General features: G+C 71.7%; 28 protein-coding genes. 7 read left to right on the top strand and 21 right to left on the bottom strand.

Features of this window, described 5'->3' with window-relative positions:
- Positions 1-14: 14 nt before the first annotated feature.
- The 7 genes from era to ACFYPR_RS28665 all read right to left on the bottom strand — a co-directional run bounded on the left by era (position 15) and on the right by ACFYPR_RS28665 (position 6116).
- Positions 15-920 (bottom strand): GTPase Era, encoded by a 906-nt coding sequence (gene era, locus ACFYPR_RS28695; RefSeq protein ID WP_354862025.1) that lies wholly within the window; start codon positions 918-920, stop codon positions 15-17.
- Complete coding sequence (locus ACFYPR_RS28690; protein WP_234587216.1) at positions 917-1303, bottom strand: cytidine deaminase; 387 nt, start codon at positions 1301-1303, stop codon at positions 917-919. The genes era and ACFYPR_RS28690 overlap by 4 nt, the downstream gene beginning before the upstream one ends.
- Positions 1296-2720 carry a hemolysin family protein gene (locus tag ACFYPR_RS28685; protein ID WP_387263670.1) on the bottom strand — a complete coding sequence of 475 codons (1425 nt, stop codon included), beginning with the start codon at positions 2718-2720 and terminating at the stop codon, positions 1296-1298. Before ACFYPR_RS28685 ends, ACFYPR_RS28690 begins: the two co-directional genes overlap by 8 nt.
- Entirely contained in the window at positions 2696-3169 is a 474-nt protein-coding gene (ybeY, locus tag ACFYPR_RS28680) for an rRNA maturation RNase YbeY (RefSeq protein ID WP_007463954.1), read from the bottom strand. Before ybeY ends, ACFYPR_RS28685 begins: the two co-directional genes overlap by 25 nt.
- A gap of 15 nt (positions 3170-3184) precedes the next feature.
- Complete coding sequence (locus ACFYPR_RS28675; protein WP_387263495.1) at positions 3185-4243, bottom strand: PhoH family protein; 1059 nt, start codon at positions 4241-4243, stop codon at positions 3185-3187.
- A gap of 131 nt (positions 4244-4374) precedes the next feature.
- Entirely contained in the window at positions 4375-5760 is a 1386-nt protein-coding gene (locus ACFYPR_RS28670) for a serine hydrolase domain-containing protein (RefSeq protein ID WP_355067063.1), read from the bottom strand.
- On the bottom strand, positions 5757-6116 hold the full coding sequence (locus tag ACFYPR_RS28665; RefSeq protein ID WP_354862031.1) for a histidine triad nucleotide-binding protein: 360 nt from the start codon (positions 6114-6116) through the stop codon (positions 5757-5759). The genes ACFYPR_RS28670 and ACFYPR_RS28665 overlap by 4 nt, the downstream gene beginning before the upstream one ends.
- Positions 6117-6163: 47 nt before the next feature.
- Between ACFYPR_RS28665 and ACFYPR_RS28660 the strand changes: the two genes are divergently transcribed.
- On the top strand, positions 6164-6925 hold the full coding sequence (locus tag ACFYPR_RS28660; protein WP_387263492.1) for an SDR family NAD(P)-dependent oxidoreductase: 762 nt from the start codon (positions 6164-6166) through the stop codon (positions 6923-6925).
- A gap of 200 nt (positions 6926-7125) precedes the next feature.
- On the opposite strand, the gene ACFYPR_RS28655 is transcribed toward ACFYPR_RS28660, so the two are convergent.
- From ACFYPR_RS28655 to hrcA, 3 genes are all read right to left on the bottom strand, one after another.
- The gene (locus ACFYPR_RS28655) at positions 7126-7860 is read right to left on the bottom strand and encodes a 16S rRNA (uracil(1498)-N(3))-methyltransferase (RefSeq protein WP_387263489.1); all 735 of its coding nucleotides are present in this window, start codon (positions 7858-7860) and stop codon (positions 7126-7128) included.
- A gap of 1 nt (position 7861) precedes the next feature.
- The gene (gene dnaJ / locus ACFYPR_RS28650) at positions 7862-9007 is read right to left on the bottom strand and encodes a molecular chaperone DnaJ (RefSeq protein WP_172899204.1); all 1146 of its coding nucleotides are present in this window, start codon (positions 9005-9007) and stop codon (positions 7862-7864) included.
- 73 nt (positions 9008-9080) lie between these two features.
- The gene (gene hrcA, locus ACFYPR_RS28645) at positions 9081-10103 is read right to left on the bottom strand and encodes a heat-inducible transcriptional repressor HrcA (RefSeq protein ID WP_354862040.1); all 1023 of its coding nucleotides are present in this window, start codon (positions 10101-10103) and stop codon (positions 9081-9083) included.
- Between the two features lie 226 nt (positions 10104-10329).
- Here hrcA and ACFYPR_RS28640 point away from each other — a divergent pair, with 226 nt between their 5' ends.
- Positions 10330-10968, top strand: a complete 639-nt coding sequence (locus tag ACFYPR_RS28640) for a DUF4870 domain-containing protein (RefSeq protein WP_387263487.1) — start codon at positions 10330-10332, stop codon at positions 10966-10968.
- A gap of 112 nt (positions 10969-11080) precedes the next feature.
- Here ACFYPR_RS28640 and hemW read toward each other — a convergent pair whose 3' ends face one another.
- Complete coding sequence (gene hemW / locus ACFYPR_RS28635) at positions 11081-12304, bottom strand: radical SAM family heme chaperone HemW (RefSeq protein ID WP_387263666.1); 1224 nt, start codon at positions 12302-12304, stop codon at positions 11081-11083.
- 19 nt (positions 12305-12323) lie between these two features.
- Between hemW and ACFYPR_RS28630 the strand changes: the two genes are divergently transcribed.
- The 3 genes from ACFYPR_RS28630 (at position 12324) to ACFYPR_RS28620 (ending at position 15364) form a co-directional block, all read left to right on the top strand.
- A complete protein-coding gene (locus ACFYPR_RS28630) occupies positions 12324-13133 on the top strand; it encodes an enoyl-CoA hydratase-related protein (RefSeq protein ID WP_354857987.1) in 810 nt (269 codons plus the stop codon).
- A gap of 253 nt (positions 13134-13386) precedes the next feature.
- A complete protein-coding gene (locus ACFYPR_RS28625) occupies positions 13387-14241 on the top strand; it encodes a hypothetical protein (RefSeq protein ID WP_387263485.1) in 855 nt (284 codons plus the stop codon).
- Positions 14242-14461: 220 nt separating this feature from the next.
- Positions 14462-15364 carry a phytanoyl-CoA dioxygenase family protein gene (locus tag ACFYPR_RS28620; RefSeq protein WP_354857982.1) on the top strand — a complete coding sequence of 301 codons (903 nt, stop codon included), beginning with the start codon at positions 14462-14464 and terminating at the stop codon, positions 15362-15364.
- Positions 15365-15532: 168 nt separating this feature from the next.
- On the opposite strand, the gene ACFYPR_RS28615 is transcribed toward ACFYPR_RS28620, so the two are convergent.
- The 8 genes from ACFYPR_RS28615 to ACFYPR_RS28580 form a co-directional block, all read right to left on the bottom strand.
- Positions 15533-16174 carry an MOSC domain-containing protein gene (locus tag ACFYPR_RS28615; RefSeq protein ID WP_354857980.1) on the bottom strand — a complete coding sequence of 214 codons (642 nt, stop codon included), beginning with the start codon at positions 16172-16174 and terminating at the stop codon, positions 15533-15535.
- Between the two features lie 91 nt (positions 16175-16265).
- Positions 16266-17096, bottom strand: a complete 831-nt coding sequence (locus ACFYPR_RS28610) for a carbohydrate ABC transporter permease (RefSeq protein ID WP_354857977.1) — start codon at positions 17094-17096, stop codon at positions 16266-16268.
- On the bottom strand, positions 17093-18079 hold the full coding sequence (locus ACFYPR_RS28605) for a carbohydrate ABC transporter permease (protein WP_387263482.1): 987 nt from the start codon (positions 18077-18079) through the stop codon (positions 17093-17095). Before ACFYPR_RS28605 ends, ACFYPR_RS28610 begins: the two co-directional genes overlap by 4 nt.
- Positions 18076-19362: a sugar ABC transporter substrate-binding protein gene (locus ACFYPR_RS28600; RefSeq protein WP_354857971.1), complete on the bottom strand. Its 1287-nt coding sequence runs from the start codon at positions 19360-19362 to the stop codon at positions 18076-18078. The genes ACFYPR_RS28605 and ACFYPR_RS28600 overlap by 4 nt, the downstream gene beginning before the upstream one ends.
- A gap of 224 nt (positions 19363-19586) precedes the next feature.
- Complete coding sequence (locus tag ACFYPR_RS28595; protein WP_007463995.1) at positions 19587-19871, bottom strand: GlsB/YeaQ/YmgE family stress response membrane protein; 285 nt, start codon at positions 19869-19871, stop codon at positions 19587-19589.
- Between the two features lie 308 nt (positions 19872-20179).
- The gene (locus ACFYPR_RS28590; RefSeq protein ID WP_053656080.1) at positions 20180-20464 is read right to left on the bottom strand and encodes a GlsB/YeaQ/YmgE family stress response membrane protein; all 285 of its coding nucleotides are present in this window, start codon (positions 20462-20464) and stop codon (positions 20180-20182) included.
- Between the two features lie 393 nt (positions 20465-20857).
- Complete coding sequence (gene lepA, locus ACFYPR_RS28585) at positions 20858-22732, bottom strand: translation elongation factor 4 (protein ID WP_355067053.1); 1875 nt, start codon at positions 22730-22732, stop codon at positions 20858-20860.
- A gap of 117 nt (positions 22733-22849) precedes the next feature.
- Positions 22850-23386, bottom strand: a complete 537-nt coding sequence (locus ACFYPR_RS28580) for a DUF4240 domain-containing protein (RefSeq protein ID WP_354857963.1) — start codon at positions 23384-23386, stop codon at positions 22850-22852.
- Positions 23387-23447: 61 nt separating this feature from the next.
- Between ACFYPR_RS28580 and ACFYPR_RS28575 the strand changes: the two genes are divergently transcribed.
- Positions 23448-24434 carry a phosphotransferase gene (locus tag ACFYPR_RS28575; protein ID WP_355067052.1) on the top strand — a complete coding sequence of 329 codons (987 nt, stop codon included), beginning with the start codon at positions 23448-23450 and terminating at the stop codon, positions 24432-24434.
- Positions 24435-24640: 206 nt separating this feature from the next.
- Positions 24641-24907 carry a 30S ribosomal protein S20 gene (rpsT, locus tag ACFYPR_RS28570; protein WP_007464006.1) on the top strand — a complete coding sequence of 89 codons (267 nt, stop codon included), beginning with the start codon at positions 24641-24643 and terminating at the stop codon, positions 24905-24907.
- Positions 24908-25039: 132 nt separating this feature from the next.
- Here the strand turns inward: rpsT and ACFYPR_RS28565 are convergent, their stop codons facing one another.
- Together ACFYPR_RS28565 and holA are read right to left on the bottom strand one after the other, a co-directional pair.
- Complete coding sequence (locus tag ACFYPR_RS28565) at positions 25040-25453, bottom strand: hypothetical protein (RefSeq protein ID WP_355067051.1); 414 nt, start codon at positions 25451-25453, stop codon at positions 25040-25042.
- Positions 25450-26430 (bottom strand): DNA polymerase III subunit delta, encoded by a 981-nt coding sequence (gene holA, locus ACFYPR_RS28560; protein ID WP_387186119.1) that lies wholly within the window; start codon positions 26428-26430, stop codon positions 25450-25452. The genes ACFYPR_RS28565 and holA overlap by 4 nt, the downstream gene beginning before the upstream one ends.
- Between the last annotated feature and the right edge of the window lie 169 nt (positions 26431-26599).

Raw genomic sequence — 26599 nt, 5'->3', positions numbered from 1 at the left:
CCGCCGGATGACGCTCAGAAGCCCAGCTTGCGCAACTGCCTCGGGTCGCGCTGCCAGTCCTTCGCGACCCGCACGTGCAGGTCGAGATAGACCCGGCTGCCCAGCAGCTCCTCGATCTGCCGGCGGGCGTTCGTGCCGACCTCCTTGAGCCGGCTCGCCTTGTGACCGAGGACGATGGCCTTCTGGCTGGGCCGTTCCACGTACAGGTCGGCGTAGATCTTCATGACCTGACCCTCGGGGATCATCTCCTCGACCACCACGGCGATGGAGTGTGGCAGCTCGTCGCGGACGCCCTCCAGGGCCGCCTCCCGGATCAGCTCGGCGACCATCACCTGCTCCGGGTCGTCGGTCAGCATGTCGTCCGGGTAGAGCTGGGGCGACGGCGGCAGGTATTTGGTCATCACGTCGACGAGCGTGTCCACCTGATGCCCCGAGACGGCGCTCACCGGCACGATCTCGGCGAACTCGCCCAGCTCGCTGACCGCGAGCAACTGCTCGGCCAGCCGGCGCTTGTCCACCAGGTCGGTCTTGGTGACCACCGCCAGCACCGTCGCCTTCAGCTCGGCCAGCTCGCCGGTGATGAACCGGTCGCCGCGCCCCACCGGCTCGTCCGCCGGGATGCACAGGCCGATCACGTCGACCTCGGTCCAGGTCGAGCGGACCAGGTCGTTAAGGCGCTCACCGAGCAGCGTACGGGGGCGGTGCAGACCCGGCGTGTCCACCAGAACCAGCTGCGACTCCGGACGGTGCAGCACCGCCCGGATGACGTGCCGGGTGGTCTGCGGCTTGTTCGAGGTGATCGCGATCTTGGTGCCGACGATGGCGTTCGTCAGGGTGGACTTGCCGGCGTTGGGCCGGCCCACGAAGCAGCCGAACCCGGCCCGGTACGGACGCGGCTCCGGATCCCGGACGGGGCTCACTGGGTCACCGTGCCGAGCACGGTGCCGTCCGGGGCGGCCACGTGGATCGGCGCGTCCACGGCGAGGTCGCGTACCGCGGCGTGCCCGGCGCCGTCAAGCGTCGACGCCTCGGTCACCACCACCGCCGCCTCCAACCGGCCCGCACCGGCGGCCACGGCAGAGGCCACCGCCAACTGCAGGGCCGTGAGGGTCAGCGAGGGCAGCGCGACGCTGGCCGCCGCGTACGTCCGGCCGTCGGAGTCCCGGACCGCGGCCCCCTCCACGGCACCGACCCGCCCGCGGGCGCCCCGGGCCAGGACGACGAGCTTGCCGTCCTCGGCGCTCAGCGGTCCCGGTGCGGTGGGGGTGGGCCGGGCGGCGGGCGCGGCGGGTGTCTCAGGCATCGGCGGCTTGCCTCTCCTCGTCTCGGTAATGATCCGGGTCGTCCCCGGGGCCGGCATGGTCGCCGCGCCCGGTGCTGTCCTGCTCGTCGCCCGACTCCACCCTGCTGACCAGGACGGTGTCGATCCGGTTGCGCCGGCCCGTGGTGCCCTCGGCGACCAGCCGGAGGCCGGCCACCTCGGCCTGCGCTCCGGGGATCGGCACCCGTCCCAGCGACTGGGCGAGCAGGCCACCGACCGTCTCCACCTCGTCGGTGGGCAGATCGGCGCCGAACATCTCGCCCAGGTTCTCCACCGGCAGGCGGGCGGTCACCCGCACCGAGGAGTCCGCGAGGCGTTCGACCGGCGGGCGTTCGACATCGTACTCGTCGGTGATCTCACCGACGATCTCCTCCAGGATGTCCTCGATGGTGACCAGACCACCGGTGCCGCCGTACTCGTCGACCACGATGACCAGGTGGTTGCGGGCCGCCTGCATCTCCGACAGCAGATCGTCGACCGGCTTGGACTCCGGGACGAAGGTGGCCGGGCGCATCAGCTCGGCCACCGGCAACTGCTCGGCGTCCGGTTCGCCGCCCCGCGACCGCCGGATCAGGTCCTTGAGGTAGAGCACCCCGAGTACGTCGTCGACGCTCTCCCCGATCACCGGGATGCGGGAGAAACCCGACCGCAGGAAGAGCACCAACGCCTGGGCGAGGGTCTTGCCCTCCTCGATCCACACCATCTCCGTACGCGGGACCATCACCTCGCGGGCGATGGTGTCGCCGAGCGCGAAGACCGAATGGATCATCTGACGCTCGCCGTGCTCCACGACGCCGCGCTGCTCGGCCAGGTCCACCAGCTCACGCAGCTCCACCTGGCTGGCGAACGGCCCCTCCCGGAAGCCGCGCCCCGGGGTGACCGCGTTGCCGATCAGGATGAGCAGCGACGCGAGGGGGTTGAGCGCGCGGCCCAGCCAGCGGACCAGCGGCGCGACCGCCCGGCCCACCGCGTACGCGTGCTGCCGGCCGATGGTGCGCGGCGCGACACCGACCACCACGAAGCTGACCACGGTCATCGCGCCGGCGGTGACCAGCGCGGCACGCCAGCCGGCGCCGAAGCTGTCCACCGCGACCAACGCCACCAGCGTGGTGGCGGTCAGCTCGGCGAGCAGCCGCAGCAACAGCAGCAGATTGAGGTGCCGGACGACGTCCGAGGCCACGACCTGGAGGGTCCGGGCGCCGCGCACACCGTCCCGGGCCAGCTCGGCGGCCCGGGCCGGCGAGACCGCGGCGAGCGCCGCCTCGGTCATGGCGATCACACCGCCCAGCACCACCAGGCCCGCCGCGAAGACGATCAGTTGCAGGTCGGGAAGGCCGGCCGTGGGGCCGACCGCGAGTAACGAAGGAGTGGACATCACTGGGTGCGGGTCGACCGCCAGCTCGCCAGCAGTCGAGCCTGCAGAGCGAACATCTCGCGCTCCTCCTCCGGCTCGGCGTGGTCGTAGCCGAGCAGGTGCAGCACCCCGTGAACGGTGAGCAGGTGCAGCTCGTCGGCTGAGGCGTGCCCGGCGGTCGCCGCCTGCTTGGCCGCGACCTCGGGGCAGAGCACGATGTCACCGAGCAGGGCCGGCTCGCCGCCGGCGGGGGCGCTCTCGCCCGGACCGTGGTCGACGCTTCCCTCGTCCATCGGGAAGGCGAGCACGTCGGTCGGGCCGTCCCCACCCATCCAGCGGTGGTTCAGCTCGGTCATGTAGTCGATGTCGACCAGCAGCACGGAGAGCTCGGCGAGGGGGTTGACCCCCATCTCGTCGAGGGCGTGCCGGGCGACGGCGAGCACGGCGTCGGTGTCGACCTCGACACCGGACTCGTTGGCGATCTCGATGGACAACTGCTTTCCTCTGCTTTAGCGGCGGCGGCCGGACCGGCCGCCCTGGGCGGGTCGCCCGGGAATGGCGTGGACGCCCTGCGCCTGCTGGGTCTCCCGCTCGGCGTCCCAGCGGGCGTACGCGTCGACGATTTCCCCGACCAGCCGGTGGCGAACCACGTCGGAGCTGGACAACTGGGAGAAGTGCACGTCGTCGACGTTCTCCAGGATCTCCCGGACCACCCGCAGGCCGCTGCTCGTCCCGCCGGGAAGGTCCACCTGGGTGATGTCACCCGTCACGACGATCTTGGAGTTGAAGCCGAGTCGGGTGAGGAACATCTTCATCTGCTCGGGCGTCGTGTTCTGCGCCTCGTCCAGGATGATGAACGCGTCATTCAACGTCCTGCCCCGCATGTACGCCAGGGGCGCGACCTCGATCGTCCCGGCGGCCATCAGCTTCGGGATCGACTCCGGGTCGAGCATGTCGTGCAGCGCGTCGTAGAGCGGGCGCAGGTACGGGTCGATCTTCTCGTTGAGCGTGCCGGGCAGGAAGCCCAGCCGCTCCCCCGCCTCGACCGCCGGTCGGGTCAGGATGATGCGGTTGACCTGCTTGGCCTGGAGCGCCTGGACGGCCTTCGCCATCGCCAGGTAGGTCTTGCCGGTGCCGGCCGGGCCGATGCCGAAGACGATGGTGTTCGAGTCGATCGCGTCGACGTACCGCTTCTGCCCGAGCGTCTTGGGGCGGATGGTGCGCCCGCGACGGGAGAGGATGTCGAGGGTCAGGACCTCGGCGGGCCGCTCGGCGCTGCCCTGCTCGAGCATGCCGACGGTACGCCGGACGGCGTCAGTGGTCAGGGTCTCGCCTTTCTCGATGAGTTCGAGCAGCTCACTGAAGACCCGCTCGGCGAGGGCGTTGTCCGCGGGGGCGCCGGTGATCGTGATCTCGTTGCCCCGGACGTGCACGTCACTGGCGACCGAGCGTTCGACGAGTCGCAGGATCTCGTCGCCCGCGCCGAGCAGATTGACCATGATCTTGGAGTCGGGCACGGTGATCCTGGTCTGCACCCGGGGCGGGCCGGGAGGTGGGGTGCCGGTCATAGGTCGGGCCGAAGGGCCCTGCGCACCTGCTCTCGATCTCGGCGCCGGCCCTGCTGGCACGGCGTGCGGACGTTACACCCATCGTATCGGGTCAACGCGGGCCGCATCGCGCCCATTTCCGCTGGCCGCGATCAACTCCCGGCCCGGAAGTCGTACCGGTCGAAGGTCTCCTGGTGGCGGGTGAACCGGTAGGTCGCCCAGTGCATCCGGACCACCGTCTGAGCTTCGTCCCGGGTCAGCCGCAGCAGCTCGCCGACCTCCCGGCCGGAGACGGTCCGGAACACGTCCGGCCGGTCCGGCAGCGGTGCGAAGACCGCCGGGGGGCGGCCGGCCGCATCCCCGGCCCCGCGCGCCCGCAGGGCGCCGTCGTGCCAGGAGAAGACGTACTCGAAACCCTCGCCCCACCAGCGGCCGAGCACCCCCCGCAGGGCCGCCGGAGCGGGTGCGCCGGGCGTCCACGGCTCGATGTCGGCGGGATCGTGCTCGACCGCCTCGGTGAGCAGCCGGTGCGGCAGTTCGAGCAACTCGGCCGCTGTGCCGGACGAGCCGAGCACCGCGGCGCCCATCGCGCCGGCCGTGCCGTCGCCACCCCGCCGGCCGTACACGCCGGCCAGGAAGCCGGGCATCGCCCCGTCGTGCCCCACGTGCACCACCCGCTCGCCCTGCGGGACGAGGATCAGGCCGAGCCCGAAGCCGGCGCCCCAGAGCGTCTCGTCGGTCGTGGTCAACGGCCAGCGCATCTCGTCCAGGGTGCCCGGGGCGAGCACCGCGCCGGCCGGGTCGAGCGCCGCCGGGTCGGCGAGGAACGCCGCCCAGCGGGCCATGTCGGTCGCGGTGCTCCAGAGCTGGGCGGCCGGGCCCACCGCGCCGAAGTCGGTCGGCGGCTCCGGGTGCGCCTCGTCGGAGTACGCGTCGACCAGGTAGCCGGTGGCCGCCGAGGGCCGAGGGGTCACGGTCGTGTCGGTCAGCCCCAGCGGCGTCAGCACCCGCTCGGCGAGCACCTCCGCCCAGCTGCCCCCGCGCAGCCGACCGACCAGCAGGCCGAGCACGGCGAGGCCCAGGTTGGAGTAGTGGAAACGCCGGCCGGTGGGCAACACCCGCTCGGCGCGGTCCAGCCCGGCCACCAACTGCTCGGCGTCCGGCGCGTTCAGGGTGTCCCAGACGTCACCGAACGGCTCGCGTTGCAGTCCGCCGGTGTGCGACAGCAGCCGGCGCACGGTCAGCTCGCCGTGTGCGGGAAGGTCCAGGTGCCGGCCCACCGGGTCATCCAGGTCCAGCAGCCCGTCGTCGCGGCACTGGAGGGTGAGCACCGCCGTGAAGGTCTTGGTGACCGAGCCGATCCGGAACTGGGTGCCCGGACCCAACGGGCTGTCGGTGCCGGTGCCCCCGACAGTGCAGCTCCACAGCGGTCGGTCGGCCCGGTGCAGCGCCGCCGACACCGCCGGCACCCGGGCGTCGGCCTGCACCCGGCGGACCAGCCGGCCCAACCGGTCGTGCGCGTACGGGCCGGCCGTCACGCCAGGTCCCGGGCGAGCATCGGGCCGAGCGGCGCGCCACCGAGCAGGTGCGCGTGCGCGTGGAACACCTCCTGCCCGCCGTACACCCCGGTGTTGAACATCAGCCGGAACCCGTCGCCGAGCAGCCCCTCGTCATCGGCCACCGCGGCGGCCGTGGCGAGCACCGCACCGGCCAGCGCCGGGTCACCCTCGGCGAGCGTGGCGACGTCGGCGTAGTGCTCCTTCGGAATGACCAGGACGTGCACCGGGGCCTTCGGGTCGATGTCGCGGAAGGCGAGCGTGGTGGCGGTCTCCCGGACCACGGTGGCCGGAATCTCCCCGGCGACGATGCGGCAGAACAGGCAGTCGGATCCCATCGGGGCAGTGTAAGGACGCGGGGCACGGCTGAGGCAGGATGGCCGGCATGACGGATCGGGCGGTACTGGTGACTGGTTCCTCGCGTGGCATCGGCCGCGCGGTGGTGGAGGCGTTCGCCGCCAGCGGCGACCGGGTGGCCATCCACCACCGCGACTCCGGCGACGCGGCCGAGGAGCTGCGCGCGGGGCTGCCCGGCTCGGGGCACGTGGTGGTCCGCGCCGACCTCACCGACCCGGACGCCGTCCGGGCCATGGTCGACCGGGCCGCCGAACTGCTCGGCGGGCTGGACGTGCTGGTCAACAACGCCGGGACGTACGGCGACCGGGACGACCCGCACCCGATCTTCGGCGCCTCCTACGAGCAGTGGCAGCAACGCTGGCGGCAGGTGCTGGAGACCAACCTGACCGGCGCCGGCAACGTCATCTGGTGCGCCGCCCAGCACATGCGTGAACGCGGCGGGCGGATCGTCAACGTCTCGTCCCGGGGCGCGTTCCGCGGCGAGCCGCACCAGCCGGCGTACGGGGCCAGCAAGGCGGGGCTCAACGCGCTGGGCCAGTCCCTCGCCGTGGCCCTCGCGCCGTACGGCATCACGGTCGCCACCGTCGCGCCGGGCTTCGTGGCGACCGACATGGTCACCGAGTACCTGAGCGGTACGGAGGGCGCGGCGATCCGGGCGCAGAGCCCGTTCGACCGGGTGGCCCGGCCGGAGGAGATCGCCGCCGCGGTGCACTGGCTGGCGTCCCCCGAGGCCGAGTGGGCCTCCGGCACGATCGTCGACCTCAACGGCGCCTCCTACCTGCGCACCTGACCACCCGCCAGCCCGCGCCGCCACCGGCCAGGGCCTCCCGCCTGCTCATCACGTCCTTTGCTCTGCTTCAACCACGGCAACACTCAACGGCCGAAACTGTTGCGTCGGTTGAAGCAGAGCAAAGGACGCGGACAAGGTGGGAGCCTGGGTCGGGGCACGAGTCACCACAGCTACACGAGTCACCACAGCTAGCGGTGGGACTACCAGCGGCCGAGGCGGGTGGCGAGCACGCTGAGCGCGGCCACGCCGGCCGTGGAGGTCCGCAGCACCTCCGGCCCGAGGCGTACCGGCCGGCCGCCGGCCTCGCGGAAGGCGGTCATCTCGGCCGGAGCGATGCCGCCCTCGGGGCCGACGACCAGGACGATCTCACCGATGGAGGGCAGGTCGGCGGTGGTGAGCCGCTCCTCGGCCTCCTCGTGCAGGACGAACCCGGCGGCGGCGCCGGCGATGCGGCGGGCGACCGTCGCGGTGGACTCGTCGGGCGCGCCGGCCACCACCGGCAGCCAGGGCCGGCGGGCCTGCTTCGCCGCCTCGCGGGCGGTGGCGACCCACTTCTCGCGGGCCCGTACGCCCCGGTCGCCGCGCCACTGGACCACCGAGCGCGACGCCGCCCAGGGCACGATCTCGTCCACCCCGACCTCGGTCATCGCCTGCACGGCCAGCTCGCCCCGGTCACCCTTGGCGATGCCCTGCACGGTGACGATCCGGGGTACGGGCGCGTCCGCGTACTCCCGGGAGGTGACGGTGACCTCCAGGCTGCCCCTGCCGACGGCGGTGACCACGGCGGCGGCCGTGCCACCCCGCCCGTCGGCGAGCAGCAGTTCCTCGCCGACGCGCAGCCGCTGCACGGTGGCGGCGTGGTGCCCCTCGGGCCCGTCGAGGGTCAGCGCGTCGCCGGTGGGCAGCGCGTCGACCAAAAAGAGCGGCGCGGACACGTCAGGCGTGGCCGTTGAACGCGTCGCGCATCCGGGAGAAGAAGCCGCCCTGCTTGGTCAGCTCGGCGACCTCCTCACCCCGGGTCTTGGCGAAGTCGCGCAGCATCTTCTCCTGGTCGGGGTCGAGCTTGGTGGGCGTCCGGACGTCGAGGTGCACGTAGAGGTCACCCCGGCCGGTGCCGCGCAGGTGCGGCACACCCCGGGCGCGCAGCCGCAGCGTGCTGGCCGGCTGGGTGCCGGCCTTGACGTCGACGGTCTCCTCGCTGTCCAGCGTCTTGATGGTGAGCCGGGTGCCCAGCGCGGCGGCGGTCATCGGCACGGTGACCCGGCAGTGCAGGTCGTCGCCCTTGCGGGAGTAGACGTCGTGTGGCCTCTCGTGGATCTCCACGTAGAGGTCACCGGCGGTGCCGCCGCCCGGGCCGACCTCGCCCTGCTGGGCCAGCCGGATCCGCATGCCGTCCTCGACACCGGCCGGGATCTTGACGGTGAGCGAACGGCGGGTGCGCACCCGGCCGTCGCCGGCACAGGTGGGGCAGGGGTGCGGGATGGTCGTGCCGTAGCCCTGGCAGACGGTGCACGGCCGGGCGGAGACCACCTGGCCGAGGAAGGTGCGCTGCACCGACTGCACCTCGCCCCGACCGCCGCACGCCTCGCAGGTGGCCAGGTGGGTGCCGGCTGCCGTGCCGGCGCCCGAGCAGGTGGTGCAGAGCACCGCGGTGTCGACGGTGATCGGGGCCTCGACGCCGAACGCCGTCTCGTGCAGGTCGAGTTCGAGCCGCAGGATCGCGTCGGCGCCCGGCCGGGTCCGCGGCCGTGGGCCACGGGCGCCACCTGCCGCGCCGCCGAAGAACGCGTCCATGATGTCCTGGAAGCCGACGAACGGGCCGGCTCCCCCCGGGCCACCCGGGCCGCCCGCGCCGCCGCCTCCCGGGGCGAGCGGGTCGCCACCCAGGTCGACGATCTGCCGCTTCCGGTCGTCCGAGAGGACCTCGTACGCGGCGTTGATGTCCTTGAACTTCTCCTGGGCCTCCGGGTCCGGATTGACGTCCGGGTGGAACTGGCGTGCCAGCTTGCGGTAGGCGCGCTTGATCTCGTCATCGGAGGCTTCCCGGCTGACACCGAGGATGCCGTAGTAGTCCCTGGCCACTGCGTTCCGTGTCCTCATGTTCGTCTCGCGTTACGCCGACCGGCGGCCGCAGCCGGCCGTCGGCCCTGACTGGTCAGTTCTGGGCCAGCAGCTCGCCCACGTAGCGTGCCACGGCGCGCACCGTGGCGATGGTGCCGGGGTAGTCCATGCGGGTGGGCCCCAACACGCCGAGGCCGCCCACGATGGTGGCCCCCGGGCCGTACCCGGTGCTGACCACCGAGGCGGCGCGCAGGTTGTCGAACTCGTTCTCGTCGCCGATCAGGACCCGGGTCGTGCTGGGCTCGGTCTCGCCGATGAGCTTGAGCAGCACGACCTCCTCCTCCAGCGCCTCCAGGATGGGTCGCAGCGAGCCCTGGAAGTCGAGTAGGCCGCCCCGGGTGAGGTTGGCGGTGCCGGCCAGGGCGATGCGTTCCTCGTGCCGCTCGACAAGCGTCTCCAGCAGGACGGTGGAGAGGGTGGTCATCGCCGGACGCAGCTCGGCCGGCGCCTCCTCGACCAGCGCCTGCACCAGCGGCGGGGTCTCGGACAGCCGGGCGCCGGCGAGCTTCTCGTTGACGAGCCGGCGCAGGTCGGTGACGTCGTCGGCGGGGACCGGGCCGGGCAGCTCCACCAGCCGCTGCTCGACCCGCCCGGTGTCGGCGATCATGACGAGCATCAGCCGGGTGGTGGAGATCGGCACCAGCTCCAGGTGCCGCACCGAGGAGCGGGCCAGGCTCGGGTACTGCACGACGGCCACCTGCCGGGTGAGCTGGGCGAGCAGGCGCACGGTGCGGTGCACCACGTCGTCGAGATCGACCGCGCCGACGAGGAAGCGCTCGATGGCCCGACGTTCGGCGGGACTGAGCGGCTTGACCCGGGACAGCCGGTCGACGAAGAGGCGGTAGCCGCGGTCGGTGGGCACCCGGCCGGCACTGGTGTGCGGCTGCCGGATGTAGCCCTCCTCCTCCAGCACGGCCATGTCGTTGCGGACCGTCGCCGGGGAGACCCCGAGCTGGTGGCGCTCGACCAGCGCCTTGCTGCCGACCGGCTCCTGGGTGGAGACGTAGTCCTCGACGATGGCGCGGAGCACGGCGAGCTTGCGGTCGTCCAGACCCATCCTCCGCACCTCCTGTCGCACGTCGGCCGGCGGCCCACCCGGGGCCGACGGCCGTCCTGGCACTCGACTGTAACGAGTGCCAGTCTACGTCGGCACCCCCGCCGACGCGATGATCAACGACAGGCCGTGGGTGCGGCCCGCGCCACCTTGCGCGGGCCGATCGGCCCGCGCGGCCGGGCGGTATCGCTCTGGTGCGACGTTGCCGCCGACACCTACCGTGACAGTCATGACTGAACCACCTCGCCCTCCCGGCGCGGGAGACCCCGGCAGTTACCCGCCGGAGCCGACTCTCCCGGGCTCGCCTTCCGCGGCCGAGCCGCCCACCGCACCACTGTCCGGGGCACCCGACCCGGCCGGCTATCCCCCGGCCGGTGGCTATCCGCCGCCCACCGGTGACCAACCGCCGTCGGGCGGCTACCCTCCGCCAGGTGGTTACCCCCCGCCGGGCGGTTACCCCCCGGGCGGCCCGACTGGCGGGTATCCGACCGGCGGCGCCTTCAGCGGCCCCGGCGGCGGCTACGCCAACAACGAGGACAAGACCTGGGCGCTGGTCGCGCACTTCGGCGGCGCGGCCGGCATGATCATCAGTGGGGGCGTGCTCGGCTGGGTCGCCCCGCTGGTGGCGATGCTGGCCCGGGGCAACCAGTCCCCGACGGTCCGGGCGCACGCCGTCGCCGCGCTCAACTTCCAGCTCATCTGGTCGATCGTCGGCCTGGTCGGCTGGGTGCTCTCGTGCATCCTGATCGGCTTCATCGGCGTCGGGGCGGCCATCATCCTCGGTGCCGTGTTCGGCATCCTCGCCGGCATCAAGGCCAACGAGGGCAGCCTCTACCGCTACCCCCTCTCGGCCAACCTCGTCAAGTGATCCGGGCCGGCCGCTCCCCCGGCCGGTCCGGCGCACCGCCCGCACGGCCGGCCGGGGCGCGGGCTGACCGGCGACGGTCGGTCGCACCTGCCGGCCGGGCCGCGCGTCCGGGTCAGGGCAGCAGGTCGCGGACGACCGCGTCGGCGAGCAGCCGGCCGCGCAGGGTGAGCGCCGCTCGGCCGGCGGCGTAGTCCCCGGCGGCCAGCAGGCCGTCGGCGAGGGCCCGCTCGGCGCCGGCCCGGCCGGCCGCGTCGAGCACCGCCAGCGGCAGCCCGCTGGCGAGCCGCAGCCGGAGCATCACGTCCTCCATGTGGGCCTCGTCGACGGTGAGCACCTCGCGGGCCAGGCCGGGTGACGCGCCGGAGGCCAGCCGCTGGGCGTACGTCGTGGGGTGCTTGACGTTCCACCAGCGCACCCCGCCGACGTGGCTGTGCGCCCCCGGGCCGAGCCCCCACCAGTCCGCGCCGGTCCAGTAGAGCAGGTTGTGCCGGCACCGGGCCGCGTCGGTGCGCGCCCAGTTGGACACCTCGTACCAGGACAGGCCGGCCGCGTCGAGGGCGGCCTCCGCGGCCAGGTAGCGGTCCGCGGCGACGTCGTCGCTGGGGTACGCCAGCTCGCCGCGCCGCATCCGGGCGGCGAGCCGGGTGCCGTCCTCGACGATGAGGGCGTACGCGCTGACGTGATCGACCCCGGCGGCGACGACCTGCTCCAGCGTGGCGGCGAAGTCCTCGGCCCGCTCCCCCGGCGTGCCGTAGATCAGGTCCAGGTTGACGTGCTCGAACCCGGCGTCGCGTGCCTCCAAGGCGGCGGCGGTGGCCCGACCGGCGCTGTGTTTGCGGTCCAGGATCGCCAGCACCCCCGGGGAAGCGGACTGCATGCCCAGCGAGATCCGGGTGTAGCCGGCCGCCCGCAGCCGCCGCAACGACTCCGGGGTCACCGACTCCGGGTTGGCCTCGGTGGTCACCTCGACGTCGGCGGCGAGCCCCCAGGTGCGGTCGATGCCGTCGAGGATGCGGGCCAGGTCGTCGGCGGGGAGCAGGGTCGGGGTGCCGCCGCCGACGAAGACCGTGTCGACCCGGGGCGGCGGACTGTCGCCGAGCACCCGGGCGGCGAGCGACAGCTCGGCCAGCACGGTGTCGGCGTACGCCTCGCGGCTGGCGCCCCCGCCCAGCTCGGCGGCCGTGTAGGTGTTGAAGTCGCAGTAGCCGCAGCGACTGGCGCAGAACGGCACGTGGACGTACACGCCGAAGCCGCGCGCGCCGACCGCCGAGGTGGCGGTGGCGGGCAGCGATCCGTCGACGGGGACGGTCTCACCATCTGGAAGGACGCCGGGCATGGCCACTAGTGTGCCCGGCATGACCTCTCCCGACGTCCTCGTGCGGGTCGCCACGGCCCGTGGGGTGACCACCCTCACCCTGGACAGCCCACACAACCGCAATGCGCTCTCCACCGCCCTGATGACCCAGTTGCTGGCCGGACTGGCCGACGCGGCGGCCGACGACGCGGTCCGGGTGATCGTGCTGGACCACACGGGCCCGGTCTTCTGCGCGGGCGCGGACCTGAAGGAGACCGCCGCGGCGTACGCCAGCGGAACGGTGCCGGCCGGGATGCTGGGCGACGTGCTGGCGGCGCTCTGGGACTGCCCGAAGCCGGTGCTCGCGCGGGTCGCCGGGCCGGCTCGGGCCGGCGGGCTGGGCCTGATCGCGGCCGCCGACCTGGCGGTCTGCGCCGACGAGGCGACGTTCGCCTTCACCGAGGTGCGGATCGGGGTGATCCCGGCGGTGATCTCGGCAACCGTGCTGCCCCGCCTGCACCCGCGTGCCGCCGCCGAGCTGTACCTGACCGGCGACACCTTCGACGGCCGACGGGCGGCCGAGATCGGCCTGGTCACGGCCGCCGTGCCGGCCGACGGGCTGGACGACGCGGTACGGCGCTACTGCGACTCGCTGGTGCGCGGCGCGCCCGGCGCGCTGGCCGGCGCGAAGGAGCTGCTGCGCCGACCGGGCACCACCGAGCTGCGGGCCGACCTGGCGCGGCTGTCCGCCCTCTCGACCGGTTACTTCCTCTCCGACGAGGGGCGCGAGGGGGTCCTGGCCTTCCGGGAAAAGAGATTGGCTCGATGGGTGGCCGCTCTGGACGGTGGTTCCGCTGATCATGCCGGGTAGGGGCGGGACGTGCCGGGTAGGGCCGGGACGTGTCAATCGGTCAAGTCCTTGACCGGTCAATCGCTTCCCGGCGTCCAGGTCGGGTGACGTGGCAGACAACCCAGAGCCCGGTCGGCGCGGCAGGTGAGTTCGGCGCCGGAGCGGGAACGTCCCGATCGGTACGCGGCGGCAGCGCGGACCCCGAACCGGTCGGACGACCCGGACGACGCCACCGGGGACGTACGCTTGTCGAACTGTCGATCAGGGGGTGTGGGTGCGAACTCGGGCAGCCGTGGCGGGTGGAGTGGTGCTCATCCTCGTCGCTGTGATCGCGATCTGGCTCGTCGTCCGGCAGGTCGGGGATCAACTGCGACTGCCGCGGGCGGGACGCACCTGCACGGTCCAGGCCGACGGCCGGGTCGCGCTGGACGTCGAGCAGATGGCCAACGCGGCGACCATCGCGGCGATCGGCGCCCAGCGCGGGATGCCGGAGCGGGCCGTGGTGATCGCGCTGGCCACCGCCTACCAGGAGTCGGGGCTGCGCAACCTCGCCGACGGCGACCGGGACTCGGTCGGCCTGTTCCAGCAGCGCCCGAGTCAGGGCTGGGGCACGTCGGCGCAGATCCGCGACTCCCGCTACGCGGCGAACAGGTTCTACGCGGCGCTGAAGAAGGTGCGCGGCTGGGAGAAGATGCGGGTCACCGATGCCGCCCAGCGGGTGCAGCGCTCGGCGTTCCCCGAGGCGTACGAGAAGTGGGCCGACGACTCCGAGGTGCTCAGCAAGGCCCTGCTCGGCGACGTCACCGGCGCGGTGGCCTGCACGGTGGGGCGTACCCCGGTGATGCACGGCGCGGCGGCGACCGCCCAACTGACCCGCAACCTGGTGCTGGACTGGGGCGTGTCGAGCGCCGGCCCGGCCAGCCAGACCGGGCTGGCGGTGACGGCGGACGACCAGCGCGACGGTTGGCGGTACGCGCACTGGCTGGTCTCGCACGCCCAGGACCACGGGGTGAAGCGGGTCCGCTTCGGCGACCTGGAGTGGACCGCCCGCAACGGCACCTGGGGCCGGGTCACCGGCGAGCAGGGCCCCGCGGGTCAGGTGGTGGCCGAGGTCTTCGCCGAGGGCTGACGACCCGGATCTCTTAACCGGCAGTCACCGCACAATCGGGCACCGCACCACATGATGCCCAATTCACCACAGAAATCTCACTGTCCGCAGCAGTACCGCTGCACATGGTCTGGTCCGGGTCCGCCCGCGCCGCACGCCCTCCCCGATGTCTGGACAGTCGCGTTACGATCGGCGGCCTGTGCCAGAAATGGTTTCACCTCATGGGGAGGGGTACGACGCGGTGTTCGATTACGGCGACCGGACCGGCTACGAACCGATCAGCGACACTGACCGCAAGGAGTTCCACGAGCAGGGCTTCCTCCTGCTGCGCAACGTCCTGACGGAGGACCACCGGGCGGCGCTGGAGGCGGCTGTCGACCGCGTCTACGCGGAGGAGCAGGCCAAGGGCAACACCAAGAAGGACGGCACGCTGCACCTGCTGGGCTTCCTGGAGCGTGACGAGCTCTTCGGCGAGCTGCTCACCCACCCGATCGCCTTCCCGTACATGTGGGGGCTGGCCGGCTGGAACATCTACACCCACCACAACCACCTGGACGTCACCCCGCCGGCCGCCGAGCCGGAGAAGCCGTACTGGGGCTGGCACCAGGACGGGTACCGGCAGAACTCCGACCCGGAGACGATGGACCCGAACCTGCCCCGGCCGATGTTCTCGCTGAAGGTCGCGTACGTGCTGTCCGACCTGTCGCAGACCGGCCGTGGCGCCACCAAGGTCATCCCGGGCAGCCACCTGTGGAACTCGCTGGACCGGCCCAAGGACCTCAGCGTGCACAACCCGGACCCGGAGGGCACGGTGGAGATCACCGCGAACCCGGGCGACGCGTTCATCTTCGACCGTCGGCAGTGGCACTCCCGCTCGACGAACCTGTCGACCATCACCCGCAAGATGCTCTTCGTCGGCTACACCTACCGCTGGATCCGGCCGCTCGACGAGCTGCACCCGGACCTGAACGGCGAGTGGTACCGCAACCGCACCCCCGTGCAGCGCCAGCTGATCGGTGAGGGCACCCACACCGCCAACTACTGGGGCATCAACTGGGACGGGTACGTCGACGACGAGATCCCGCTGCGCAAGGAGCTCAAGGAGCGCGGCCTGCTGGACCGCAACATCCCCTGGCTGCGCTGATCACCTGCGTCTGCGAACGGCCCCCCGCCACCGTCGGCGGGGGGCCGTTCTCGTATCCGCTTCCGGGCCATCCGGTGCCGCGCTGTCGGTAGCGTGACGGCCGGCTACCCAACGCTGGCGTGTCGTCTCGGCACCGCGCTCAGCCGTGCGTTCCTCGCGGCGGCGCGGTCAGCCGCGCGAGGCCAGGCGGCGGCGGGCCTTCTCCCGGATCGGCTCCGGCAGGTCGTCCGCGTCGAGCAGGCGGGGCAGCAGCTCCGGCTCCAGGCTGGTCGCCCGGAACACCTCGCCGATGGTCACCCCGTGCGCGGGCCGCTCCACCACCTCGACCGGGTCGCCGGCACCCACCTCGCCCTCGCGCAGCACCCGCAGGTACGCCCCCGGGGAGGCCCGCACGGTGAAGCGCCGGATCAGGTCGGGCACACCCCAGAAGCCCGCGAACGTCGTGCAGGGAGTACGCGGCATCGTCACCTGGAGCACCGCTGTGCCCACCGCCCACTGTTCGCCGATGACCGCGCCGGTCACGTCGACCGCGTAGGTGGTCAGGTTCTCCCCGAAGCCGCCCGGGCGGACCGACCGGCCGATCTCGGCCGACCACCACGCGGCGTCCTCCTCGGCGTACGCGTAGACGGCCTTGTCCGGCCCGCCGTGCACGGCCCGCTCGCCGATGAAGTCACCGGCCAGGCCACCGGTGAGCACCGCCACGGGCCCGTCGACCGGTCGCTTGTCGATGCCGCTGCGACCGCTCGCGTCGCCCGCCCACGCCGCCTCGGTCACGATGCCGAGGTTCACCGCTGCCACCCTGCCCGTCATGACGGACAGCCTAGGTGAATCCGCGGTACGGGCTTGACCTTGACGCTGCGTCAACCCCCCCGACTGACCGCCGGTCGTCGGGTCCGACCTGTCAGCCCTTGACGGCGCCGGCCACCAGGCCGGAGACCATCCGCCGCTGCACCAGCAGGAAGAAGATGATGACCGGCAGGGTGAACAGGGTGGAGGCGGCCATGACCGGACCCCAGTTGGTGTCGTCGCGGCCGAAGAAGAACGTCATCGCCACCGGCAGCGTGTAGCGACCCTGGTCGTTGATGAACGTCAACGCGAAGATCAGCTCGTTCCACGCGGTGATGAAGGAGAAGATGCTGGTGGCGACCAGGCCGGGCGCGACGAGCGGGAACAGCACCCGACGGAACGTCTGGGCCCGGCTCGCGCCGTCGATGGCCGCCGCCTCCTCCAGCTCCTTGGGCACGGCGGCGACGAAACCGCGCAGCATCCAGACCGCGAACGGCAGCGAGAAGCCGAGGTACGTGAGGATCAGGCTGGGCAGGGTGTTGTAGAGCCCGAGCCGCTGGATCATCAGGAACAGCGGGATGACCAACGCCTCCAGCGGGATCATCTGCACCACGAGCAGCATGATCAGGAAGCTGGTCCGCAGCGTGAAGCGGAACCGGGCCACCGCCGTCGCGGCGAGCAGGGCGACCAGGCCGCTGAGCACCACAGTGGAGACGGCGACGATCGCGCTGTTGAGGAAGAAGTCCAGGAAGCTGACGCCGGGGATCAGGTTGCCGGTCAGGATCTCCCGGTAGTGCGCCAGCGTCGGGCGGGCCGGCACCGGCTGCGGGGTGGACGAGAAGATCTCGCTGCTCGGCTTCAACGAGGTCGAGATCATCCAGTAGACCGGGAACGCCGCGAAGAGCGCGACCAGCAGCCCGGCGGCGTTGAGGGCCACCTTCTTCACGACTCGTCCTCCTGCCTGAGCACCATCCGTACGTAGAAGCCGGTCACCACGAGCAGGATCAGCGTGAGGATCACCGCGATGGCCGCGCCGAGGCCGTACTTCGGTGGCGGAGAGAAGGCTTCGGCGTACGAGTAGATGGAGAGCATGAACGTCGGCCGGTCCTGGGTGCCGCCGGCCAGGACGAACTGCTGGGTGAAGACCTTGAAGTCCCAGATGGTGGAGAGCACGATCAGGATCCCGAAGACCGGGCGCAGCAGCGGGAACGTGATCTTCCAGAAGACCCGCCACGGGCTGGCGCCGTCCACCCGGGCCGCCTCGTGCAACTCACTCGGCACGCTCTTCAGGCCGGCGAGCACGCTCACCGCGATGAACGGGAACGAGTGCCACACGACCACCAGGGTGAGGATGGCGAAGAAGAGCAGCGGCGAGTTGAACCAGCCGTAGCCGGTCCAGTCGCTGCGGCCGAACAGGGCGTGGGAGAACCCGTCCGGCAGCGCGTTGAACAGCCAGGTGACCATGCCGCTGGTGTCGTCGAAGATCCACTTCCAGACGATCGTGCCGGTGAGCGCCGGGGTGGCCCAGGCGAGCATCACGCAACTGGCGACGAAGGTGGCCATCTTGCGGCCGAGCCGGTTGAGCAGCAGCCCGACCAGGGTGCCGAGCACCATCGTGAGCAGCACGTTCGCCGCGGCGAACAGGACCGTGTTGCGCAGCACGGTCAGGAAGAACGGGTCGGAGAGGATCTCGGTGTAGTTGCCCAGCCCCACCCAGGGCCACTCCCGGTCGCCGCGCAACTGCCGGACGCTGTTGAGCCGGTAGAAGGACATCGCCACCACCTGGCCGAGCGGCCAGAGCAGCAGCACCCCGATGATGACGAGTGCGGGCAGGAGAAGCAGGTACGGCAGGCGGTCCACCGGGCGACGCCGCCGCGCGGGGGTCTCCCGCGCGGCGGACGTCTCGGCGCTCTTGGTCAGTAAGCTCACTTGCTGTTCAAGATGCCTTCCATCTCGGCGGCCGCGTCGGCGGTGGCCTTCTCGACCGTCTTCTGACCCTTCATGACCGAGCTGTTCATCGCCTGGGTCACCGTCTTCGTCCGGCTGACCTCCACCCACTTCGGGGTGAGCGGCGTGAGCTTGGTGTTCTGCATGGTGGTGGCGAACGCCGCCATCACCTTGTCGTTGGCGTACGTGTCACCGGCGACCAGATCCTGGTAGACCGGGAAGAAGCCGAGGCTGCTCGCGAAGCTCTGCGAGTTCTTCTTGTTCAGCAGCACCGTCAGGTAGTCCCAGGCCAGATCCTGGCGCTCGCTGTCCTTCCAGATCGCCACGTCCGAACCGCCCGCGAAGCCGGGCGCGGCCTTGCCGTCCGGGCCGGGGATCGGGAACGTACCCCAGACCTTCTCGATCTCGGGGTTGTCCTTCTTGATGGCGGCCTGCTGCCAGCTACCGGCGAACGCCATGGCGGCCTTGCCGGTGGCGAACTGGGTGCGCGCGTCGATCTCGTTCCACCCGGCGGCGGCCGGCGGGGCCACCTTGTGGACGGTCACGAGGTCGGTCCAGTACTTGACGGCCCGCTGCGCCTCCGGCGTCGTGTAGCCGGACTTCCAGGCGCCGCCCTGGTTTGTCGCGATCTCCGCGCCAGCGCCCCAGAGGAAGGAGTAGAAGGGCAGCTCGGAGTTGCCCGGCAGCGCGATGCCGTAGGTGCCCGGCTTCTTCGCCTGCACGGTCTTGGCCACCGTGACCAGGTCGTCCCAGGTCTTCGGCGGCTGGACGCCCGCCTCGGCGAACCAGTCGGTGCGGTAGTAGATCGCCCGCACGCCCGCGTACCAGGGGACGCCGTACTGCTTGCCGTCGAGCTGCGCGTTGCGGACCAGGTCGGGCAGCAGGTCCTTGCCGTCGGCCCAGCCGCCCATCCGGCCGCTGACGTCGGCGAGCGCCTCCTGCGCGGCCCAGCCCTGGGTCTCGGTGTTGCCCAGCTCGGTGATGTCCGGTCCCTCACCACCGGCGAGCGCGGCCTGGAACTTCTTGGGCGCCTCCAGCCAGGGGATGTACTGCACGACCACATCGGTGTCGGGGTGCTTCTGGCGGAACTCCGCCTCGACGCCGTCGAGGAACTTGTTCTGCGCGTCGCCGCCCTCGCCCATCATCCAGACCGTGAGCTTGCTGTCGTCGCCCGCCTTGTCGTCGGAGCCTCCGCAGCCGGTCAGCACCATCGCGGCCGAGGCCACCACGGCGGTGACCGGGGCCAGCCGCTTCCACCTGTTCACGCCACTTCTCCCCTCGCGCCGCCTGGAACTTACCTTCTCCGCCGCACCTTAGTACGAAGAAATCCTTTACGACAGTGGGCGGGCAGGCCGAAGCGTCGCGACCGTACCGCAGGGAACCGACCCGACGGGCCCGTGGCATCGGGCCGAATCCGGGCACTTCACCACGAAAGAGCGCCCGACCAGTGGTCGGGCGCTCTTTTCCGTGGTGCGGTGATGCCAGGTTGTTACCGGGTGACGCTGCGGCGGCGACCCACGCCGGCCACCAGCGCGACCGCGATCGCGGCCACCACGACCTGCACCAGCAGCTCCGTCCAGTCGATACCGGCCGTCTCGGTCGCGATACCCATCGCCCGCGCCAGCACCGTACCCAGCAGAGCCGCACCGATACCGATCAGCAGGTGCAGCCACATCGGCATGTTCTGCCGACCCGGAACAACCAGGCGGCCGAGCGCCCCGACGATGAGACCAACAACGATGGCAGTGATGATGCCCCACACGGTGAGCTCCACGGTCGCCCTCCTTCTAAGAATGTCTGACACACAATGTGTGCTTCCTGTCGTGACGACTAAGTTCCCGACCCACCGAAAATCCAAACCGACTTCGCGGCTCAGACGATCACGACTTGGTCAACACGTTCCACCGGGCCCCCGGGCGACGCGGACCGGGACACCGCGATCGACTGGGCTTGGCCGGGGGTGCGCTGGCTGCGCACGAGCATGAACCGGTCCGCGCGGCCGGCCCGGCGAACGCCGAGGGGCGCCCGGCCTGTCGGCCGGGCGCCCCTCGGAAGTGGTTCGGTGTTACGGGTGTGCTGGTGTTATCGGGTGACGCGGCGGCGGCCACCCACGCCGGCCACCAGCGCGACCGCGATCGCGGCCACCACGACCTGCACCAGCAGCTCCGTCCAGTCGATACCGGCCGTCTCGGTCGCGATACCCATCGCCCGCGCCAGCACCGTACCCAGCAGAGCCGCGCCAACACCGATCAGCAGGTGCAGCCAGATCGGCATGTTCTGCCGGCCCGGAACAACCAGGCGGCCGAGCGCCCCGACGATGAGACCAACAACGATGGCAGTGATGATGCCCCACACGGTGAGCTCCACGGTCGCCCTCCTTCTAAGAATGTCTGACACACAATGTGTGCTTCCTGTCGTGACGACTAAGTTCCCGACCCACCGAAAAACCAAACCGACTCAACCGCAGAGAAGTTGTCGGCGTCGATGCCGGACGGCTGCGTCGATTGGGGTGGGAGCGCGTCCACACAGGTCAGGCAACATGTTGCCCAGGGCGACGACCCCATCCACGCCCCCAAAAATTCCTCCCCCAACCACCTCCCACCCACCCACCCACCCGGGCGGGCTTGCGCCCCCACCCGGCCCCGGTGATCAAGAGGTTTGCGTCAGAATCCGGGCTGCGGCTGACGCAAACCTCTTGATCACCGGGGCGTGGGAGGCGGGCCGGGCGGGACCGGGGGCCCAGGTGGGTGGGGGTGGGGGTTACTTCTTGGGGGCCTTGCTGTCGCCGGAGTCGGAGGACAGGGCGGCGATGAAGGCTTCCTGCGGCACCTCGACGCGGCCGACCATCTTCATCCGCTTCTTGCCTTCCTTCTGCTTCTCCAGCAGCTTGCGCTTACGGCTGATGTCACCGCCGTAGCACTTGGCGAGGACGTCCTTGCGGATCGCGCGGATGGTCTCCCGGGCGATGACCCGGCTGCCGATGGCCGCCTGGATCGGCACCTCGAACTGCTGGCGCGGAATGAGGGTGCGCAGCTTGGCGGCGATCGTGACGCCGTAGTTGTACGCCTTGTCCTTGTGCACGATGGCGCTGAACGCGTCCACCGGCTCGCCGTGCAGCAGGATGTCCACCTTCACCAGGTCGGACGCCTGCTCGCCGGACGGCTCGTAGTCGAGTGAGGCGTAGCCCTTGGTCCGGCTCTTCAACTGGTCGAAGAAGTCGTAGATGATCTCGGCGAGGGGCAGGGTGTAGCGCAGCTCCACCCGGTCGGCGGAGAGGTAGTCCATTCCGAGCAGGCTGCCGCGCCGGCCCTGGCAGAGCTCCATCACCGCGCCCACGTAGTCGTTGGGCGTCAGCACGGTGGCCCGCACCACCGGCTCGTACACCTCGGCGATCTTGCCGGTGGGGTACTCGCTGGGGTTGGTGACGACGATCTCGGCGCCGTCGTCGGTGATCGCCCGGTACACCACGTTGGGCGCGGTGGAGATCAGGTCGAGGTTGTACTCGCGCTCCAGCCGCTCTCGGATGATCTCCAGGTGGAGCAGGCCGAGGAAGCCGCAGCGGAAGCCGAACCCGAGCGCGCCGGAGGTCTCCGGCTCGTAGTCCAGGGCTGCGTCGTTGAGCTTGAGCTTGTCCAGGGCCTCACGCAGGTTCGGGTAGTCGGACCCGTCGATCGGGTAGAGGCCGGAGTAGACCATCGGCTTCGGGTCCTTGTAGCCACCCAGCGCCTCGGCCGCCGGCCGGGCGTTGATGGTGACCGTGTCACCGACCCGGGACTGCCGGACGTCCTTCACACCGGTGATCAGGTAGCCGACCTCGCCGACGCCGAGCGCCTCGGCCTTCACCATCTCCGGTGAGATGACGCCGATCTCCAGCAGCTCGTGCACCGCCCCGGTGGACATCATCTTGATCCGGTCGCGGGCGCTGATCCGGCCGTCGATGACCCGGACGTACGTGACGACGCCGCGGTAGACGTCGTACACCGAGTCGAAGATCATCGCCCGGGCGGGCGCCTCGGCGTCGCCGACCGGCGGGATGAACTGCCGGACGATCTCGTCGAGCAGGTACGGCACGCCCTCGCCGGTCTTGCCGGAGACCCGGATGCAGTCGGCGGGGTCCCCGCCGATGAGGTGGGCCAACTCCTCGGCGTACTTCTCCGGCTGGGCAGCCGGCAGGTCGATCTTGTTGAGCACCGGGATGATGCGCAGGTCGTTCTCGAGCGCCAGGTAGAGGTTGGCCAGGGTCTGCGCCTCGATGCCCTGCGCGGCGTCGACCAGCAGCACGGCGCCCTCGCAGGCGGCCAGCGACCGGGACACCTCGTAGGTGAAGTCGACGTGCCCCGGGGTGTCGATCATGTTGAGCACCGCGTGCTCACCGGCCCGCTCGCCGTCGCGGATGGTCCACGGCATCCGGACGGCCTGGCTCTTGATGGTGATGCCGCGCTCGCGCTCGATGTCCATCCGGTCCAGGTACTGCGCGCGCATCTGCCGGGGGTCGACCACGCCGGTGAGCTGCAACATCCGGTCGGCCAGGGTCGACTTCCCGTGGTCGATGTGGGCGATAATGCCGAAGTTCCGGATGCGACCGGGGTCGGTGGCACCAGGGGCGTTCGCGCCGGGATCGAGCTTCGGTGGCACAGCGGTCCGTTCTGGTCGGCTGACGTGAACAGGCCGGCGCGCCGCCGACCCCCTCCATGTTCCCACGCCGCCGGGGTACGCCCGCTGCGCGGGCGACGGATCGGCCCCGGCGACCTCTCACTCCATGGGCGGCTCGACGAACAGCGCGGCCAGCCGGGGCAGGCGGCGGCGGGCCTCCTCCTCGTCGTCGAAGTCCCAGAAGTCGTTGAGGTCGGGCGTACGCACCGGCTCGCGGTCCTCCGGCAGCTCCGACGCGGTGGCCTTGCGGTACGCGTCCCAGGGCACCGTGAGCATCTGCTCGGCGGAGAACTCCTCTCCGCTGAGCGAGGCGGCCCGCACCTGGGGCAGTTCGGCCAGCGAGTCGGGGTCGCTGACCGCGCGGGCGAAGACCGCCCGCCCCTGGGTCATCAGCCAGCCCCGGAAGTGCTCGAAGCCGTCCGCGGAGGCTCCGCCGTTGATCAGGTACGCCGCGCCCCACAGGTCCGCCTTGTGCGAGGCCGCCAGCACCCTGCGCTGGTGGTGGGCGTACCCGACGATGTCCTCCGGGTCGCGCTCGGCGAGCAGGGCGACGGCCCGCGCGGCGACCGGCCCGGGCTCTCCCCCGCCCCCGGCGCGGGCCTGGTCGATCAGCTGCCAGAAGTCCTCGGTCCTCATGGCTTGGCAGTCTGGCAGTGTCGCCGCGCGCCGCGCACGTACCCCGGGGCAGCATGGTGGGGTGTCCTCCCCGCCGCTGCCCCCGGTGCCGTACCACGCGGGTGCGCTGCGCCCGTCGTGGCCGGCCCTGCCGGCGGCGCTGCGGGCCGCCATCGCCGGGCGCCTCGGCGCACCGGTGGTCACCGCCCGGATCGCCGCCGCCGGCTTCACCCGGGGGTTCGCCGCCGTGCTCGACACCGCCGACGGTGGTCGGGCCTTCGTCAAGGCGGCACCCGCCGTCGAGCAACCGCGCCTCGTGCAGGGGTACGCGCGGGAGGCCGCGATCCTCGACCGGCTGCCGGCCGGCCTACCGGCGCCCCGCCTGCGGTGGACGCTGGACGAGGCCGGCTGGTTCGCGCTCTGCACCGACGCGGTCGACGGCCACACCCCGCGCCTGCCCTGGACGCGGACCGAGCTGGACGCCACGCTCGCCGCGTACGCCGAGGTCGCCGCCGCCCTGGCCGCCCCGCCGGCCGGGCTGACCGCGCTCGGCCTGCCACATCTCGCCGAGCTGGCCCGCTCGGACATCCTGTGGTGGGAGGAGGTCGCCGCCGGCCGGGAGCCGCTCCCGGCGCTGCCCGCCGCCGCCCGGGGCCGACTGCCCGAGCTGGTGGCGCTGGAGTCCCGCCTCCCCCGGTACGCGGACGGCGCGACCGGCATGATCCACGGCGACCTGCGGGTGGACAACGTGCTCATCGGCGGTGACGGTCGGGCCTGGTTCTGCGACTGGACCTGGGCCTGTTCCGGGCCGGCCTGGTTCGACCTCGTGAGCCTGCTGCTCACCGCGTACGCCAGCGGGCTGGACACCGACCGATTCTTCGCCGGACACCCGGCGTCGGCGGGCGCTCCCCCGGACGCGCTGGACGCCACCCTGGCCGCGCTGGCCGGCTACTACCTCACCGGGGCGGACGCGACACCGGCGACGGCCTCACCGCACCGGTCGGCGCACCAGCGGTGGAGCGGCGAACAGGCCCTCGACTGGCTCGCCCGCCGACAGGGCTGGCGGTGACACGGCCCCGGCCTGCCGGGGAGGCGGGGCCGGTCTGCCGGGGGCGTAGTCTGGTGGTCGTCGGGCCGGGATGGGCCGCACGTTGACCGAGCCGTTTTGGCTCGTCCCGGGCGACCTGGTAACCTGGCTCTTCGCGCAGCGATGACGCATGTTCGTCATCACGCGCATAAGCTGACCAACCCGAGCTATCAAGACGAGGCTGTCGCGTGGCGAACATCAAGTCCCAGATCAAGCGCAACCGGCAGAACGAGAAGGCCCGGCTGCGCAACAAGTCGGTCAAGTCGTCGCTGAAGACCGCCGTCCGGAAGTTCAACGAGGCTGCCGAGGCCGGTGACGTCGAGAAGGCCACCGCCCTCATGCTGGACGCCTCTCGCAAGCTGGACAAGGCCGTCAGCAAGGGCGTGATCCACTCCAACCAGGCCGCGAACCGCAAGTCCGCGATCGCGAAGCGCGTGGTGGCACTCTCCGCCTGACGACTCCGTCAGACTGATTCGGAAAGCCCCGGACCCCCGGTCCGGGGCTTCCGTGTGTCCACGGACGGGTCGACGTGCCGGCGTGGCGTCGGCAGGCCGATCGGCGTGCCCGTGTCGTGGCCTCGGCGGCGGTCAGTCCGACGGGTCGGTGCGGCGGGTCGGCCGCACCGGGTCGGTCGTGACCACCACCGCGGTCACGACGTTCGAGACCCGGGCCCGGCCGACGACCGGCTCCATCTGCCGGCGGAAACGGTCCCGCTCCTGCTCGGGCACGAGCGCGGCGGAACGGACCACCACGGCGGCCACCATGTCGTTGAGCTTGACCATCGCCGCCACCACCACGGGCAGCACCAGCACCGCCCACCAGGTCACCAGCTCCGCGAGGGCGAGCAGCACCGCCAGGGCGATGGCGCCTTCGAAGAAGAGGAAGCAGAGCACCCCGCCGGGGTTGACGAACCGCAGGCCGAGGAGCCGGGCGTAGAGCGGCCGGTACCGCTCCTCGTCGGCGGGCATGGTGGCCCACGCCGTACGGTTCGGCCCCGTCACCGGCCGCTGCCCTGCCGGGCGGCCGCCACCGAGAAGACCGCGCGCTCCAGGGCGTACGCCCGGTCGTCCGAGCCACCCTTGACGGCCGCGTTGCACTCGGCGGCGACCTGCATGGCCCGGACCAGCCCCTCCGGCGTCCAGCCGCGCCCCTGCCGCTGCGCCCGCTCGATCTTCCAGGCCGGCATCCCGAGGCTGCTGGCGAGCTGGTACGGGTTGCCCCGCCCGGCCGACGCCACCCGGGCCACCGTACGCACCCCGTCGGCCAGGGCGTCGGCGATGGGCACCGGGTCGACACCGACGTGCAGGGCCCAGCGCAGCGCCTCCAGGGCGGCCGGCACATCGCCGACCATTGTGGCATCCGCCACCGTGAAGCCGGTCACCTCGACCCGGCCCCGGTAGTAGCGGGCCACCGTCTCGGCGCTGATCCGCCCATCGGTGTCGGCGATGAGCTGGGAGCAGGCGGCCGCCAGCTCGCGCAGGTCGTTGCCGACCGCCGCGATCAGCGCCTCGGCGGCGTCGTCGGTGCACCTGCCGCCGGCCCGGCGGATCTCGTCGCGGACGAAGGCGACCCGCTCGCGGTGCCCCTTGAGCTTGGCCGCCGGGATCACCGTCGCGCCTGCCGACCGCAGCCCGTCGGCGAACGCCTTGCCCTTGGCCCCGCCCAGGTGCAGCACCAGCAGCTGGACGTCCGGGTCGGGATTCTTCGCGTACGCCAGCAGCGCGGCGACCAGGTCCTTGCGGGCGTCCTGACCGGAGCGCAGGATGAGCAGCCGCCGCCCACCGAACAGCGATGGGCTGAGCATCTCGGCGATCTCACCGACGGTGAGCGCACCTGCCTGGTACTCGCGAACGTCCACCTCGGTCTCGACGCTGCGGACCCGCTCGACAGCTTCGGTCACGGCGCGCGTGGCGAGCAGCTCCTCGTCGCCGAGGACGAGCAGAATGGGGGCGAGGCTGGCGGGGGTCACGTCGCCCATATTCGCACGGCCCATGGCGGGTACGGGCCTGCTCATTCGCCGACCGGTCGGTGCAGCCCGCACTAAGCGCAAATCCAGACATTTATCTCGGTTCGTCATCTAATCCGCAAGACGGTCACCATTTCCTCCATAACGCTGCAATTTCCACGGCAGAGCCGGCCCACCCGCG

Origin of the sequence: Micromonospora sp. NPDC005254 (assembly GCF_042872525.1) — a bacterium.
GTDB lineage: Bacteria > Actinomycetota > Actinomycetes > Mycobacteriales > Micromonosporaceae > Micromonospora.
Note: the sequence above shows the minus strand (reverse complement) of the source record. Positions and strands in the feature narration are given on the sequence as shown.